The organism is Bradyrhizobium sp. USDA 4541, assembly GCF_024171085.1.
GTDB classification, from domain to species: Bacteria; Pseudomonadota; Alphaproteobacteria; order Rhizobiales; family Xanthobacteraceae; genus Bradyrhizobium; species Bradyrhizobium australafricanum.
Genome location: NZ_JALJZF010000001.1, coordinates 1,548,043 through 1,562,046, shown reverse-complemented (window position 1 = coordinate 1,562,046; position 14,004 = coordinate 1,548,043). Strand labels below are relative to the sequence as shown.

Below are 14,004 nucleotides of genomic sequence, written 5' to 3'. Positions count from 1 at the left end.
GCAGCGAGATCCGGAACCAGCCTCTCCGCGGGCAGACCGTCGGATTACGCTTCGCTCCATCCGGGCTACGGAGCTCCAACCTCCCCTTGAAAAGGGGAGGTCGCTTTGCTCGCAGAGCAAAGCGGGTGGGGATCAGCGCTCTCCGCATACAGCATCGCCTGCGGCTGACCCCCATCCCGGCCTTACCCCTTTCAGGGGGAAGGAGAAGACGGACCTCATCTAATCCCGGTTCGCCGGCGTCTGGATGAAGCCGCGGTTGTGGGTCGGGCTGATCAGGATCTCGTTCATGCACACCCGTGCCGGCATGCTGGCGACGAAGGCGATGGTGCGGCCGCAATCCTCGGGCTGCAGCATCTTGGCCTGCTCGGCTTCGCTCGGCACCACCGGCCGCTGCTTCAGGATCGGGGTCGCGACCTCGCCCGGCGACAGGCAGCAAGCGCGCAGGCCGTTGACGCATTCGTCCATGTTGAAGGAATGCGTCAGCGCCAGCACGGCGTGCTTGGTCGTGGTGTAGGCCGGGCCCGGCATCTTCGAGACGTGGCGGCCGGCCCAGGAGGCGACGTTGATGATGCAGCCGTCCTTCTGCTTGCGCATCGTCGGCAGCACCGCGCGCATGCAGTAGAGCACGCCGTTGAGGTTGACCTCGACGAGCTTGTCCCAGCCTTCCAGTTCCATGTCGGCCCAGCTGCGCTTCGGCACATTGATGCCGGCGCTGTTGACCAGGAGGTCGATGCGGCCGTGCTTGCCGACGATCGTCTCGGCGGCCTTGTTGACGTCGGCCTTGTTGCTGACATCGAGCGGGATCGCCTCGGCCTTGCCGCCCTTTTTGGTGATGTTGGCCACCACGCGGTCGAGCTCTTCCTTGCGGCGGCCGGAGACCACCACCGTCCAGCCGTCCGCAGCCAGGAATTCCGCCCCGGATTCGCCGATTCCAGTGCCGCCGCCGGTGACCCAGGCCACGCGTTTCCCATTATTTGTCATGCAAACTGTCTCCGTTGCTTTCTGAAGGGCGTTTTTGCTAATCCAGCCGAAATCTTCCGGCCCTTCGCCCCTCGGGGAATCTTTGCATGAACACGACCACCAACGCCAACCTGTTTTCCCGCCTGTTCGACGGCCTCGACGACCCCAGCCGGCTCGCGATCGAGCAGCTCGACGGCAGCCGCATCTCCTATGGCGATCTGATCGCGCGCGCCGGCCAGATGGCGAACGTGCTGGTCGAGCGCGGCGTCAAGCCGGGCGACCGCGTCGCGGCGCAGACCGAGAAGTCGGTTTCGGCCCTGGTGCTGTATCTCGCCACCGTGCGCGCCGGCGGCGCCTATCTACCGCTCAACACCGCCTATACACTGAACGAGCTCGAATACTTCATCACCGACGCCGAGCCGGCGCTGGTGGTCTGCGATCCTTCCAAGCAGGACGGCATCAAGGCGATCGCCGCCAAGGTAGGCGCCAAGGTCGAGACGCTCGGTGCCAACGGCAACGGCTCGCTGACCGAGGCCGCCGACCAGGCGGCGAAGGAATTCGCCACCGTGCCGCGCGGCAACAATGATCTCGCCGCGATCCTCTACACGTCGGGCACCACCGGCCGCTCCAAGGGCGCGATGCTGTCGCACGACAATCTGGCCTCGAACTCGTACTCGCTGGTCGACTACTGGCGCTTCACCGACAAGGACGTGCTGATCCACGCGCTGCCGATCTATCACACCCACGGCCTGTTCGTGGCCAGCAACGTGACGCTGTTTGCGCGCGCCTCGATGATCTTCCTGCCGAAGTTCGATCCGGACGTGATCATCAAGCTGATGGCGCGCGCCACCGTGATGATGGGCGTGCCTACCTTCTATACCCGCCTGCTGCAGAATCCCGGCCTGAACAAGGACGCCACCGGGCACATGCGGCTGTTCATCTCGGGCTCGGCGCCGCTGCTCGCCGACACCCATCGCGAATGGTCTGATCGCACCGGCCACGCCGTGCTCGAGCGCTACGGCATGACCGAGACCAACATGAACACGAGCAACCCCTATGACGGCGACCGCGTGCCCGGCGCGGTCGGCTTCGCGCTGCCCGGCGTCTCGGTGCGGGTGACCGATCCCGAGACCGGCAAGGAGCTCGCGCGCGAGACCATCGGCATGATCGAGGTCAAGGGCCCGAACGTGTTCCAGGGCTACTGGCGCATGCCGGAGAAGACCAAGGCCGAATTCCGCGCCGACGGCTTCTTCATCACCGGCGACCTCGGCAAGATCGACGACAAGGGCTATGTCCACATCCTCGGCCGCGGCAAGGATCTTGTGATCTCGGGCGGCTTCAATGTCTATCCGAAGGAGATCGAGAGCGAGATCGACGCCATGCCCGGCGTGATCGAGTCAGCCGTGATCGGCGTGCCGCATGCCGATTTCGGCGAAGGCGTCACCGCCGTTCTGGTCTGCGCCAAGGGCGCCGATGTCAGCGAGGCCGCGGTGCTGAAGGCGCTCGACGGACGGCTGGCGAAGTTCAAGATGCCGAAGCGCGTCTTCGTCGTCGAGGAATTGCCGCGCAACGCGATGGGCAAGGTGCAAAAGAATATTCTGCGGGATACGTATAAGAATATTTACGCGAAGGGATGAAGCCGCAAGAACGTCGTGAGGGGTAGATGGAGCGGGAGCAGGCTATCCAGATTAACGATCAACTCGTCATCGCGCACGAGGCGATGAAGAAGGCTCGAATCGCGATTGCGGAGCTCGGAAAGCAGGAGCGGCTTGAATTGGATGGCCGGCTTTATGACCTCCTGCTCGAACTGGAATGGCAGGTGATGCTACCGCTCTACGAACAGTTTCGCGACCTGATGAAGCTGGAGCTTCACGAAGAACTGCCTCCCCCGACCTCCGAACTGAAGTGGAGTGACGTGCGTCTTCCCCGTGGCGCTACGGAAGCTGCGCTCGACGACGTCATCATGTCGGCCCTGACATCGCGATGGCAGAAGGTCGCGATGATTATAGGGGTCGCGATGGCAGACTGCGAGAAACTGAAATTGCCGATAGCTCCTGAAATGATCGGAGCACGCTTGCGATTCCTGTCCCACGCCGATCGGATCGAGGGCGTCGGAGACCTCCGACCGTGGGGTCACAGCGAAGTACGGCTGAAGGACGAGCCGATCAGTGCCCGCCCAGCAGGCTGATCACGAACCGTCCGCCGACGATGAAGAGATAGGCCCCGAACGCCACCTCCAGCGCCCGCTTCGACAGCGCGTGCGCAACCTTGACGCCGAGCGGCGCGGTGACGAGCGTGGTCGGCATCACCAGCAGCGCCCCGATCAGTGAGACGTAACCGAGCGCGAACGGCAATTGCAGCGCGGCGACGTCGGGGAAGCGCGCGGCCGCGGGCCAGCCGGCATAGACGTAGCCCAGCGCGCCGGGGATCGAGATCAGCACCGCAAGCGCGGAAGAGGTCGCGACCGCCTGATGGATCGGCCGGCCGTAGAAGGTCATCAAGAGGTTGGCGAACAGGCCGCCGCCGATGCCCATCAACGTCGACAACAGGCCGACGAAGAAGCCATAGGCGCGCATCAGGAAGCCCTTCGGCACGTCGTCGCCGAACTTCCAGGTCTCGCGCGCCAGCAGCAGGCGCGCGGCCGCCGACCACGCCACCATCACGAACACGATCTTGAACAGCCGCTCCGGCGCGAACCGCGCGGTGACGCTGCCGGCGGCGACGCCGATCACGATCGGCAACCACCAGCGCTTCAGGATCTCCATATCGACCGCGCCGCGGCGATAATGGGCGCGGAACGAGCTCAGCGAGGTCGGGATGATGATCGCGAGCGAGGTGCCGATACACAGCGGCATCCGCACCTCGAGCGGCACGCCCGCCAGCCGGAAGCATTCGTAGAACACCGGCACCAGGATCGCGCCGCCGCCGATGCCGAACAGACCGGCGAGAAAGCCGGACAGCGCCCCGACCGCAATCAGCAGCAGCGCAAGTTCGAGCAATTCCTTGGGATCGAGGCCGGCCATCATGTCCTTCGCATCGTCAGGAGGCGCCTGCCTCGGTGCGGTCGGCCAACCACAGTGCGACCAGCGCTGCCACGGGAGCAGCGACCGCAATCAAGGCAAAGCGGAGTGGGATCGAGGACGTCGCGCCCTGCATCGGCAACGTCAGCACGTCGATTAACAGTCCGACGCAGGAGAAAACAAGCAGGATGGCCGGATCGTCGGCGTCGGCACGTCCGCGCCGCTCGAGCGAATTTGGACGGATGGACGTTGAGGCCATGTCGAACTCCTCAAATCGTGGAGCCGTCAGGCTAGACCCTTCTGAAAGACGGGGGTATTGCTGCAGATGAGCAGGCTCTCTTGCGAAATGCGGAAGGATCGGGCTTGGACCGGCTTGCGGCGATGGCGGCCTTTGTCCGCGCGGTCGAGAGCGGCAGCCTGTCGGCGGCCGCGCGCTCGCTGCCGAGCTCGCTGACCTCGGTGAGCCGGCAGATCAGCGCGCTCGAGGAGCATTTCGGCACTCGCCTGCTGCTGCGCACCACCCGCCAGCTCGCGCTGACCGACGACGGACGCATCCTCTACGAGCGCGCGAAATCGATCCTCGGCGAAGTCAGGGAGATCGAGGCGGCGCTGGCGCGCGACCCGCATCAGCCATCGGGACGGATCCGCGTCAGCTCGCCGAGTCTGATCGGACGGCTCGTGATCGCGCCGCTGCTGGTCGAGTTTCTGCGCCGCTATCCGGCGCTGTCCGTCGACCTTCTGCTGGTCGACCGCGCCGTCGACATGGTCGAAGAGGATATCCATCTGGCTATACGCATCGGCCGCTTGCGCGACTCGCAGCTGGTAGCGCGCAAGCTCACCGATCTGCAGATGATTGCGTGCGCGTCGCCGGACTACCTGGCCCGGCGCGGCGCGCCGCAGACACCGGTTGATCTTGCCGGGCATGACTGCCTGGTGTTTTCCGATTCGCCCGGCAGCGCGGAGTGGCGCTTTGCCGACGGCAGCAAGACGGGTCGCAAAATCCGCATATCCGGTCGGCTCTGGATGAATAGCCTCGACGCGCTGGTCAGCGCGGCGCGGGAGGGCGCCGGCATCGTCCGCGTGCCGTCCTGGCAAGTGCAGTCCGAGCTCGCCGACGGTCGCCTGACGCGCCTGTTGATCGACCATGAGCCGGCGCCGACGCCGCTACATCTGATGCTTCAGCCGTCACGTCTCGCATCGCCTAAGATCAGGGCATTTGTCGATTATCTGGTGGAACGGTGGGGCAAAATCGACGCCTTGCGACCCCCGTTTGCGGGCAGTTGAGCGCGTCAACCGATCCACGAGCATCCCGATTCATTACTTTGTTCGCTCGGCCTTGCATCTGGTATACCACACTGCGGATCAACCAGAATTCGGCAACTCTAACAATGAACTTCGGTTCGACCGAAGGCTATTTGGCCGTTGCGCGGGGTGATCCGACTCCGTAAATAGAACTCCTCTACCGCGTTCCCCGATGGGCCGGCCGCGGTCCCTCACAACATAAAGCCCGCCGATGACCGCCAGGATCGAACGACCGCTTTCACCCCATTTGCAGACCTACCGTTGGACGCTGACGATGGCGCTGTCCATCGTCCACCGCGCCACGGGTCTGGCCCTCTATTTCGGCACGCTGCTGCTGGCCTGGTGGCTGATCGCCGCCGCCTCCGGCCCCTCGGCTTACGCCAACGTCCAGGCCTTCACCGGCAGCGCGATCGGCAAGCTGATCGTGTTCGGCTACACATGGGCGCTGATGCACCATCTGTGCAGCGGCATCCGGCATTTCGTCTGGGACCTCGGCTACGGCTTCAAGGCCAATGAGCGCGAAGCCCTGACCTGGGGCGCGCTGGTCGCCGGCATCGCGTTGACCGTTTTGGTCTGGATCATTGCCTACGCCGTGGGAGGTGGACGATGAGCGGCCCCTCCTCGATGCGCACGCCGCTGGAGCGCGTCCGCGGCCTCGGCTCCGCGCACACCGGCACGGGCGATTTCTGGCGCCAGCGCCTCACCGCGGTTGCGATGACGCTGCTGATCGTTCCCGTGATCGTCGTGGTGATCACGCTGATCGGCCGCAACCATGCCGGCGCGGCGCAGATCCTCGGCTCGATCCCGATCGCCATCATCCTGCTGCTCTTCATCATCGCCAGCACCTGGCACATGAAGATCGGCATGCAGGTCGTGATCGAAGACTACATCCATAACGAGAAGCTGAAGATCGCCAGCGTGATGGCGAACAACTTCTTCTGCGTCGCGGTCGCATTGGCCTCGATCTACGCAATCCTCAAATTGTCGTCGGGAGTTTGATCCATGGCCGGTGAAGGAAACGGCAAGGCCACCAATGGTGGCCCGGCCACGAACGGCAAGGCCTACCCGATCCAGGACCATACCTACGACGTCGTCGTGGTCGGTGCCGGCGGCGCCGGCCTGCGCGCCGTGGTCGGCTGTTCGGAAGCCGGGCTGCGCACCGCCTGCATCACCAAGGTGTTCCCGACCCGCTCGCACACGGTGGCGGCGCAGGGCGGCATCTCGGCCTCGCTCGGCAACATGCATCAGGACGACTGGCGCTGGCACATGTACGACACCGTGAAGGGGTCGGACTGGCTCGGCGACCAGGACGCGATCGAATACATGGTGCGCAACGCGCCCGACGCGGTCTACGAGCTCGAGCACTGGGGCGTTCCGTTCTCGCGCACCGAGGACGGCAAGATCTATCAGCGCCCGTTCGGCGGCATGACCATCGACTTCGGCAAGAGCCAGGCACAGCGCACCTGCGCCGCCGCCGACCGCACCGGCCACGCCATGCTGCACACGATGTACGGCCAGTCGCTGCGCCACTCGGCCGAGTTCTTCATCGAGTTCTTCGCCATCGACCTGATCATGGACGACCAGGGCGTCTGCCGCGGCGTGATCGCGCTCAAGCTCGACGACGGCACACTGCACCGCTTCCGCGCCCAGAGCACGATCCTGGCGACCGGCGGCTATGGTCGCGCCTACGCCTCCTGCACCTCGGCGCACACCTGCACCGGCGACGGCGGCGGCATGGTGCTGCGCGCCGGCCTGCCGCTGCAGGACATGGAATTCGTCCAGTTCCATCCGACCGGCATCTACGGCTCGGGCTGCCTCGTCACCGAAGGCGCCCGCGGCGAAGGCGGCTATCTCGTCAACTCCGAGGGCGAGCGCTTCATGGAGCGCTATGCGCCGTCGGCCAAGGACCTCGCTTCGCGCGACGTCGTCTCGCGCGCGATGACGATCGAGATCCGCGAAGGCCGCGGCGTCGGCAAGAAGAAGGACCACATCTTCCTGCACCTCGACCACCTCGATCCGAAGGTGCTGCATGAGCGGCTGCCGGGCATCTCCGAATCGGCAAAGATCTTCGCCAATGTCGACGTCACCCGCGAGCCGATCCCGATCGTGCCGACCGTGCACTACAACATGGGCGGCATCGCCACCAACTATCACGCCGAGGTGCTGACCAAGCGCAATGGCGACGACAATTCGGTGGTGCCGGGCCTGATGGCGATCGGCGAAGCGGCCTGCGTCTCGGTGCACGGCGCCAACCGCCTCGGCTCCAACTCGCTGATCGACCTCGTGGTGTTCGGCCGCGCCGCGGCGCTGCGCCTTGCCGACAAGCTGACCGCGAACGCCAAGCAGCCGGAGCTGCCGAAGGATTCCGCCGATCTCGCGCTCGGCCGGCTCGATCACTTCCGCCATGCCTCCGGCGGCACGCCGACCGCGAAGCTGCGCGACAGCATGCAGCATGTGATGCAGAACAATTGCGCGGTGTTCCGCACCGGCGACGTGCTGCAGGAAGGCCAGAACCTGATCCACAAGGTCTATGGCGGCGTCGGCGACATCTCGGTGTCGGACCGCTCGCTGGTGTGGAATTCCGACCTGGTCGAGACGCTGGAATTCGACAATCTGATCGTGCAGGCGGTCGTGACGATGGATTCGGCGGCCAACCGCACCGAAAGCCGCGGCGCGCATGCGCGCGAGGACTTCCCGGACCGCAACGACAAGGACTGGATGAAGCACACGCTGACCTGGATCGATCCGGCCGGCAAGACCGCGATCGAGTACCGTCCGGTGCACAGCTACACGATGACCAATGACGTGCAGTACATCCCGCCGAAGGCGCGGGTCTACTGAGAACGAAGGCGAGCAAGCATGGTTGAATTCGCACTTCCGAAGAATTCGAAGATTTCCGGCGGCAAGACCTGGCCGAAGCCGGCCGGCGCCACCGAGACGCGCGAATTTCGGGTGTATCGCTGGAACCCGGACGACGGCAAGAATCCGAGCGTCGACACCTATCATGTCGACACCAATGATTGCGGTCCGATGGTGCTGGACGGCCTGATCTGGATCAAGAACCACATCGACCCGACGCTGACCTTCCGCCGCTCCTGCCGCGAAGGCGTCTGCGGCTCCTGCGCGATGAACATCGACGGCCAGAACACGCTGGCCTGCACCAAGTCGATGCACGACGTCGGCGCGGGCGGTGCGGTGAAGGTCAATCCGCTGCCGCACCAGCCGGTGGTGAAGGACCTGGTCCCGGACCTGACCAATTTCTACGCCCAATATGCCTCGATCGAGCCGTGGTTGAAGACCACGACGCCGACGCCGCAGAAGGAGTGGAGGCAGAGCCACGAGGACCGCGAGAAGCTCGACGGCCTCTACGAGTGCATCCTGTGCGCCTGCTGCTCGACCTCATGCCCGAGCTACTGGTGGAACAGCGAGCGCTTCCTCGGCCCCGCCGCGCTGCTGCAGGCAAACCGCTGGGTCACCGACTCCCGCGACGAAGCGACCGGCGAGCGGCTCGACAATCTCGAGGATCCGTTCCGCCTCTATCGCTGCCACACCATCATGAACTGCGCCAAGGCGTGTCCGAAGGGCCTCAACCCCTCCGAAGCGATCGCCGAGCTCAAGTTCAAGCTGGTCGAACGCCAGATCTGATCCGTTGCAGCCGCGGCTGGCGCTGTTATCAGCGGCCAGCCGCAGCGGGCCGGATCAGGATATCGGCGCCGACCGCATCGACGCCGGATCGATCGAGGTCGAGTACGACATCGACGATGCTGTGATCGTCCGGATCCATCGTCACGGTGAAGCCGAGATCGCGGCACATCCCGATCATCGTGGTGTTCTCGGTCAGCACCTGGCCGGACAGACGCTTCAATCCCTCCGACCGCGCATAGTGGATCAGGAGCTGCATCAGCGCCCAGCCGAGCCCTTTGCCCTTGAGATCGGACTGCAGCAGGATCGCGTATTCGGCATTCTCGTACAGCGAGTCCGAATGCAGCCGGACCGCACCCATCATCTCGCCGGTGTTCGGATCGAGCGCCACAAACGCCATCGCCCGCGCATAGTCGAGCTGGGTCAGGCGCGCGATGAAGGCGTGCGAGAATTCCTTCATCGCATGGAAGAAGCGCAGCCTGAGGTCTTCGGCGGTGACGCGCTTGAAGAACTCGCTGACCATCGGCTCGTCTTCCGGCCGCATCGGGCGTACCGTGACACGCGAGCCGTCGCGCAGCGCAAGCTCACCTTCCCATTGCGACGGATAGGGCCGCACCGCGAGCCGCGTTTGGCCGGCAAACAGCCGCGCCGGCTTGCGGATCGCGACCCGCGCATCGAGCGCGAGCACGCCGCTCTCGTCCGCCAGCATCGGATTGATGTCGAGCTCGGCGACCTCGGGAATGTCGGCCGCCATCTGCGCCAGCTTGACGAGGGTGAGCGGCACGACGTCCGCCGGGACCGCCGGCACATCGCCATAGCCGCCGAGCAGCCGCGAGACGCGGGTGCGCCCGATCAGTTCGCGAGCGAGATTCATGTCGAGCGGCGGCAGCGCCAGCGCCTTGTCGTTGATCACCTCGACCGCGGGGCCGCCACGCCCGAACACGATCACCGGACCGAAGGTCGGATCTTCGGCGATGCCGAGGATCAGTTCGCGCGCCGCGCGCCGCACGATCATCGGCTGGATCGTCACGCCTTGCAGGATGGCATCGGGCCGGGCACTTCGTGCCCGCGCCATGACGGTCCGGGCAGCCTCAACGACGCTGTCTTTCGTGCGCAGGTCGAGGATCACGCCGCCGACGTCGGAGGCGTGCCGGATGTCGCGCGAGAACACCCTGACCACGATCGCATGTCCCTCGGCGAGGAACGGCGCCGCCTTCTCGGCAGCGTCCTCGGCACTGTCGGCGACGAGCGTCGTCGCGATCGGAATACGATAGGCCGCGAACAGGGCGACGATCTCGGCCGGATCGAGCCAGGCGCGCCCTTCCGACAGCGCGTTCACGACGACATGGCGCGCCGCCGCCGTCTCCGGCGTGAACACCGATGCGACGCCAGGCGGGGTTGCGGCGAGCGCGGTCGAGGCCTCGCGATAGCGCACCAGATACATGAAGGCGCGCACCGCATCGTCCTCGGTCGGGAAGTGCGGAATCCGTGCCGCCTCGAAGATCGCGCCGGTGCGCTCGTCGGCGCCGACCCAGGCCGCGAGCACCAGTGCGGCGACCGCACTCCGCTTCGTCCTGCGGTCGCGGACGCATTGCGCCACCGCCTCTGCAATTCCTTGGGCCGGCGCAACCGCGGTTTCCACATTCGCGACCAGCACCGCATCGCTGTTCGCATCATCGAGCAGTGCGCTGAGCGCCACCACGTAGCGATCGGCATCGGCATCGCCCGCGATGTCGACCGGATTGGCATAGGACCAGCCCGGCGGCAGCACCTTGTCGAGCCGTTCGATGGTCTCCGCCGTCAGTGTCGCAGGAACGCCGCCGAGCTCGGCCAGCCGGTCGGTCGCGAGGATGCCGAGCCCGCCGCCATTGGTCAGGATCGCCAGTCGGTTGCCGCGCGGAACGAAGCCGCGGCCAAGCAGTTCGGCGCAATCGAACAGCTGACGCAGGTCGTAGACGCGCAGCATGCCGGCGCGACGGAATGCGGCGTCGTAGACCGCATCGGAGCCGGCCAGCGCGCCGGTGTGGGTCGCGGCGGCCTTGGCGCCCTGCTCCATCCGTCCCGACTTGACGATGACGACCGGCTTCAGCCGCGCCGCGGCGCGCGCCGCCGACATGAACTTGCGCGCGTCCTTGACGGCTTCGAGATAGATCAGGATCGCGCTGGTGTGGTCGTCGAGCGCGAAATAGTCCAGGAGGTCGGCGACGTCGACATCGAGCTGGTCGCCGATCGACGCAATGCCGGAGAAGCCGAGCCGCCGTTCCGCCGCCCACTCGATCATCGCCGACGCGACCGCGCCGGACTGCGAGATCAGGGCAACGTGCCCGTCGGACGGCTGATGCGAGGCGAAGCTCGCATTGAGCTTGGCGCGCGGCACCATGACGCCGAGGCAGTTCGGCCCGATCAGGCGCATACCATGCCGTCGCGCCGTCTGCCCCGCGGTCTCCGCGAGCGAGCCCGGGCCATGGCCGAGACCGGCCGACAGGATCGCCGCGCCGACAACGCCGGCTGAAGCCGCCTCCGCGACGATCTCCGGAACCGCAGCCGCCGGTGCGCTGATGACGAGGAGGTCCGGAACGAATGGCAGCGATTTCAGGTCGGGAACGGTCGGCGCACCATCGACGTCGGCATAGTTCCGATTGACGACGCCGACGCGGCCGGTGAAGCCGCTCGCTCTGATGTTCCTGAGCACCGCCGCGCCGAGCGACGACGGACGCGGGCTGCCGCCGACGATTGCGATGCTTCGAGGCGAAAATAGCCGCTCCAGGCCGTACGTCGACATTGCATGGTCTCGCAGGGAACACGCGGAGGCGCCCGCTTCATGCGCCCTCGACCAACTCTACTGCTTCGCTTGGTTGCATGCACCTATCGCAGTTTCGAGTCGAGATGATGAAACTGTGTTGCCGATCAATGCAGGCCGAGCGCCTGCGCGAGGTTGAAAGTCAGGAAGCTCGCGACATAGGCCAGCGCGAGCATGTAGACGAACGTCACCACCATCCACTTCGCGCCGCCGGTCTCGCGGCGGATCACCGCGAGCGTCGAGGCGCATTGCGGGGCGAAGATGTACCAGACCAGCAGCGAGAGCGCGGTCGCCAGCGTCCATTTCTGCGCCAGCACCTGGCCGATCTGGTCCGCCGCCTCCTTGCCGCCCTCGATCGAATAGACCGTGCCGAGCGCCGCGACCGCGACCTCGCGCGCCGCCATGCCGGGGATCAGCGCCACCGCGATCTGCCAGTTGAAGCCGATCGGCCGCAGCAGCGGCTCGAGCGCATGGCCGATCATCGCGGCGAAGCTGTAGTTGATCGCCGGCCCCTCGGCGCCGGCCGGCGCCTGCGGGAACGAGGCCAGGAACCAGATCAGCACCATCATCGAGAGGATCGTGGTGCCGGCCCGGTACAGGAACATCTTGGCGCGGGTGAACACGCCGATCGCGATGCTCTTCGGCCGCGGCATCTTGTAGTCGGGCAATTCCAGCATGAACGGTGCCGGCGCGTGATCGCGCCACAAGAAGAATTTCGCGATCGCCGACACCGTCAGCGCGCTGGTGATGCCGGCGGCGTAGAGGCCGAACATCACGAGTCCCTGCAGATTGACGAAACCCCACAGCGTGGTCGCTGGAACGAAAGCGGAGATAATCAGCGTGTAGACCGGAATGCGCGCCGAGCACGTCATCAGCGGCGCGATCAGGATCGTGGTCAGGCGGTCGCGGCGATTGTCGATGACGCGCGTCGCCATGATGCCGGGAATGGCGCAGGCAAAGCTCGACAACAGCGGAATGAAGGCGCGGCCATGCAGCCCGGCGCCGCCCATGATGCGGTCCATCAGGAACGCGGCGCGCGCCATGTAGCCGAAATCTTCCAACAGCAGGATGAACAGGAAGATGATGATGATCTGCGGCAGGAACACGATCACGCTGCCGACGCCGGAGATCACGCCGTTCTGCAGGAAGCTCTGCAACAGGCTCCAGCTTTCGGGCAGCAAATTGTGGATCAGCTGCCCGAGCGCGGCGAAGCTGTCCGACAGAAACTCCATCGCGGGCTGCGCCCAGGTGAACACCGCCTGGAACATCACGAACAGGATCACGGCCAGGATCACGAGACCCCAGACCGGATGCAGCACGACCGAATCGATCCGGTTGGTCAGCGTGTCGGGCTTGGTCGGCAGCGTCACCGCCGCCGCGATGATGCGGTCCGCCTCGCGCTGCGCCGCCTTGAGGTCGGCAATCGTCGGCGTCGTCCATTCGCTGGCCGCCGCCTCATGCGATTTGGAGAGGAATTCGTCGGTCCGCTTCAGGAGCTCGTCGATGCCGCCCTTGCGGACCGCGACCGAGGTCACGATCGGCAGTCCCAGCTCCTGCGACATCCGGTCGATGTCGATCGTGACGCCGCGGCGCTTGGCGATATCGATCATGTTGAGCACGAGCATCATCGGCCGGCCGACGCGCTTCAGCTCGAGCACCAGCCGCAGGGTCAGCCGCAGATTGGTGGCGTCCGCGACGCAGAGCACGAGGTCGGGCACCGCCTCGCCGTCGAAGCGGCCCAGCACGATGTCGCGGGTGATCTCCTCGTCCGGGCTGCGGCCGCGCAACGAATAGGTGCCGGGCAGGTCGAGCACGGTCACGCTGCGGCCCTCGGGCGTGACGAAGCCGCCGGACTTGCGCTCGACCGTGACGCCCGGATAGTTGGCGACCTTCTGACGGCTGCCGGTCAGGCTGTTGAACAGCGACGTCTTGCCGGTGTTCGGCGCGCCGACCAGCGCCAGGCGCAGGGATGCAGCGGTCATTCGACGATCACAGCCATGGCTTCGCTCCGGCGCAGCGCGATCGTGATGTTGTCGACGCGCACCGCGATCGGGTCCTTTCGGATCGTGCCTTCATGCAGGATTTCCACGCGCGCGCCCTCGACAAATCCCATCTCGACCAGGCGCTGCTCCAGCTCCTGCGGAGACAGCGATGAGCCCGTCACGAGCGCATCGAGCCTGATGATCTTTCCGACAAAACCGCGATCCGCATGTCCGAGCCGGACGTCCTGCAAATCATCCCGGGAGCTGTTTGGATCGCCTGTCATGCGGCCTGTTTTTC

General features: G+C 65.7%; 13 protein-coding genes. 7 read left to right on the top strand and 6 right to left on the bottom strand.

The window, feature by feature from the left end; all coding sequences use genetic code 11:
* Positions 1–219: 219 nt before the first annotated feature.
* Positions 220–981 carry an SDR family oxidoreductase gene (locus J2R80_RS07360; protein WP_229192485.1) on the bottom strand — a complete coding sequence of 254 codons (762 nt, stop codon included), beginning with the start codon at positions 979–981 and terminating at the stop codon, positions 220–222.
* Positions 982–1,067: 86 nt separating this feature from the next.
* Here J2R80_RS07360 and J2R80_RS07355 point away from each other — a divergent pair, with 86 nt between their 5' ends.
* A complete protein-coding gene (locus J2R80_RS07355) occupies positions 1,068–2,597 on the top strand; it encodes a malonyl-CoA synthase (RefSeq protein ID WP_229192486.1) in 1,530 nt (509 codons plus the stop codon).
* Positions 2,598–2,623: 26 nt separating this feature from the next.
* Positions 2,624–3,148, top strand: a complete 525-nt coding sequence (locus tag J2R80_RS07350; RefSeq protein ID WP_083715232.1) for a DUF3658 domain-containing protein — start codon at positions 2,624–2,626, stop codon at positions 3,146–3,148.
* On the opposite strand, the gene J2R80_RS07345 is transcribed toward J2R80_RS07350, so the two are convergent.
* Positions 3,126–3,986, bottom strand: coding sequence for a sulfite exporter TauE/SafE family protein (locus J2R80_RS07345; RefSeq protein ID WP_076834685.1), 861 nt, complete (start codon positions 3,984–3,986; stop codon positions 3,126–3,128). The genes J2R80_RS07350 and J2R80_RS07345 overlap by 23 nt on opposite strands.
* 13 nt (positions 3,987–3,999) lie before the next feature.
* Positions 4,000–4,239, bottom strand: a complete 240-nt coding sequence (locus tag J2R80_RS07340; RefSeq protein ID WP_229192488.1) for a hypothetical protein — start codon at positions 4,237–4,239, stop codon at positions 4,000–4,002.
* Between the two features lie 122 nt (positions 4,240–4,361).
* Between J2R80_RS07340 and J2R80_RS07335 the strand changes: the two genes are divergently transcribed.
* From J2R80_RS07335 to J2R80_RS07315, 5 genes are all read left to right on the top strand, one after another.
* A complete protein-coding gene (locus J2R80_RS07335; RefSeq protein WP_253640945.1) occupies positions 4,362–5,264 on the top strand; it encodes a LysR family transcriptional regulator in 903 nt (300 codons plus the stop codon).
* Between the two features lie 229 nt (positions 5,265–5,493).
* A complete protein-coding gene (gene sdhC, locus J2R80_RS07330; RefSeq protein WP_028337891.1) occupies positions 5,494–5,892 on the top strand; it encodes a succinate dehydrogenase, cytochrome b556 subunit in 399 nt (132 codons plus the stop codon).
* Between the two features lie 14 nt (positions 5,893–5,906).
* Positions 5,907–6,281, top strand: a complete 375-nt coding sequence (sdhD, locus tag J2R80_RS07325) for a succinate dehydrogenase, hydrophobic membrane anchor protein (protein ID WP_085964893.1) — start codon at positions 5,907–5,909, stop codon at positions 6,279–6,281.
* Positions 6,282–6,284: 3 nt separating this feature from the next.
* Entirely contained in the window at positions 6,285–8,123 is a 1,839-nt protein-coding gene (sdhA, locus tag J2R80_RS07320) for a succinate dehydrogenase flavoprotein subunit (protein WP_229192491.1), read from the top strand.
* Between the two features lie 18 nt (positions 8,124–8,141).
* The gene (locus J2R80_RS07315) at positions 8,142–8,927 is read left to right on the top strand and encodes a succinate dehydrogenase iron-sulfur subunit (protein WP_028337893.1); all 786 of its coding nucleotides are present in this window, start codon (positions 8,142–8,144) and stop codon (positions 8,925–8,927) included.
* A 28-nt stretch (positions 8,928–8,955) separates the two neighbouring features.
* On the opposite strand, the gene J2R80_RS07310 is transcribed toward J2R80_RS07315, so the two are convergent.
* The 3 genes from J2R80_RS07310 to J2R80_RS07300 form a co-directional block, all read right to left on the bottom strand.
* Positions 8,956–11,706, bottom strand: coding sequence for a bifunctional acetate--CoA ligase family protein/GNAT family N-acetyltransferase (locus tag J2R80_RS07310; RefSeq protein ID WP_253638286.1), 2,751 nt, complete (start codon positions 11,704–11,706; stop codon positions 8,956–8,958).
* A 125-nt stretch (positions 11,707–11,831) separates the two neighbouring features.
* Entirely contained in the window at positions 11,832–13,706 is a 1,875-nt protein-coding gene (locus J2R80_RS07305; protein ID WP_057018133.1) for a ferrous iron transporter B, read from the bottom strand.
* Positions 13,703–13,990, bottom strand: coding sequence for a FeoA family protein (locus J2R80_RS07300; RefSeq protein ID WP_057018132.1), 288 nt, complete (start codon positions 13,988–13,990; stop codon positions 13,703–13,705). Before J2R80_RS07300 ends, J2R80_RS07305 begins: the two co-directional genes overlap by 4 nt.
* Positions 13,991–14,004 lie beyond the last annotated feature (14 nt).